The sequence below is a fragment of the Streptomyces sp. XY431 genome, assembly GCF_001279805.1.
Lineage (GTDB): Bacteria > Actinomycetota > Actinomycetes > Streptomycetales > Streptomycetaceae > Kitasatospora > Kitasatospora purpeofusca.
Map to the genome: position 1 here is coordinate 1 of NZ_LGDO01000232.1, position 1967 is coordinate 1967.

The window sequence follows — 1967 nt, forward strand, 5'->3', positions numbered from 1 at the left end:
GGTGCGGCCGTGTGGGTGGGGGGTGGTGGCCGGGCCGGTGCACGGGGGGCTCAGCCGGTGGCGGCCGCCTCGCGCTCGCGCAGTTCCCGGCGGAGGATCTTGCCCGCCGCCGACTTGGGGACGGCGTCCAGGAACTCCACCGCCCGCACCTTCTTGTACGGCGCGACCTGGCCCGCCACGAAGGCCGCGACCTCCTGCTCGGTGAGGGCGCTGCCGGGGGCGCGGACCACGAAGGCCTTGGGGCTCTCGGTGCCCTCGGCGTCGCGCACCCCGATCACCGCCGCGTCGGCGATCTGCGGGTGGCTCAGCAGCAGCGCCTCCAGTTCGGCGGGCGCGACCTGGTACCCCTTGTACTTGATCAGCTCCTTGACCCGGTCGACGATGTGCAGGTAGCCGCGCTCGTCGACGAAGCCGATGTCGCCGGTGTGCAGCCAGCCGTCGGCGTCGACGGTCGCGGCGGTGTCGGACGGGCGGCCGAAGTAGCCCTTCATCACCTGCGGGCCGCGGATCAGAAGTTCGCCGCGCTCCCCGGGCCCGAGGTCGGCGCTGGTGCCGTCCAGTGCGGTGACCCGCAGTTCGGTGGAGGGCAGCATCCGGCCGACGGAGCCCGGCGAGGGGTCCGGGTCCGCCGGGGACATCACGTGGCTGACCGGGGACAGCTCGGTCATGCCGTAGCCCTGGAGGATCCGGGGCAGGCCGAGGCGGCGGGCGCAGGCCTCGGCGAGCTCGCCGACGAGCGGGGCGGCGGCGCACAGCAGGTACTCGACCGAGGACAGGTCGAACCCGTCGACCAGCGGGTGCTTGGCGAGGGCCAGCACGATCGGGGGGGCCGCGAGTACGGACTGCACGCGCTGGTCCTGGATGGTGCGGCAGAACTGCTCCAGGTCGAAGCGGGGCAGCACGACCACGGTGGCGCCGCAGCGCAGCGGCTGGTTGAGCAGCGCGGCCAGGCCGTAGATGTGGAAGAACGGGAGCACCGCGAGCACCCGCTCACCCACCTCGGGGCGGAAGACGGCGTCGGTCTGGGCGAGGTTGGTGGCGATGGACCGGTGGGTGAGCATGACGCCCTTGGGCAGGCCGGTGGTGCCGCTGGAGTACGGCAGCACGGCGATGTCCCGGCCCGGGTCGAGGTCGATCACGGGTTCGGGGCCGGTGGCGGCGAGCAGGTCGGCGAGCGAGAGGTGGCCCTCGGCGCCGTCCAGGACGACGATCCCGGCGAGTTCCCGGCCCTCGGCGGCGAGCTTCTCGGCGGCGGCGCGGGCGGTGGGCAGGAAGGGCGACACGGTCAGCAGCCAGCGCGCGCCGCTGTCGGCGAGCTGCCCGGCGAGTTCGCCGGGGGTGGTGAGGGAGGAGACGGGGGTGACGGTCGCGCCGGCGCGGGTGGCGCCGAAGAAGGCCATCGGGTAGCGGATGCTGTTGGGGCTGAACAGGGCCACCACGTCGCCCTGGCGGACGCCCGCTTCGGCGAGGCCGGCCGCGACCCGGCCGACGGCGTGGACGAGCTGCGCGTAACTGACCGTCTCGCCGGTGATCCCGTCGATGAGGGCGGGCCGGTCGCCGTGGCGCTCGGCGTCGCCGAGAACGGCGTCGTGCAGGGCGAGGTCGACGATGCCGACGTCCGGGAACTCGCTGTGGAACACCAAGGCGTGCCTCCTGTGCGGTAGTTGGCGCGGGGCGGGGCGGCCGGCTGGAGGTCCGTTGCGACCGGCCGTGCGGCGCGCGGACAGGAGCATACGGACAGTGGGCGGTCGGTGCGCCCCTGTGACGAACGTTTGGCGGAGCGCGCGGGGCGCAGGGGTGGCGCGGTATGGCGAAACACGAGGTGGGGGCGGGGCGGCGGTGCGCCGGGGCGTTGGGGCGGGGGGGGGGGGCCGGGTGGAGGTCCGTTGCGGCCGGGCGTTCGGCGCGCGGGCAGGAGGATACGGACAGTGGGCGGTCGGTGCGCCCCTGTGACGAACGTTTGGCGG

The 1967-nt window shown here is 74.5% G+C and carries 1 protein-coding gene; it reads right to left on the reverse strand.

What is annotated here, in order from left to right; all coding sequences use genetic code 11:
* Positions 1–50: 50 nt before the first annotated feature.
* Entirely contained in the window at positions 51–1643 is a 1593-nt protein-coding gene (locus tag ADK60_RS22110) for a 4-coumarate--CoA ligase family protein (RefSeq protein WP_045944478.1), read from the reverse strand.
* Positions 1644–1967 lie beyond the last annotated feature (324 nt).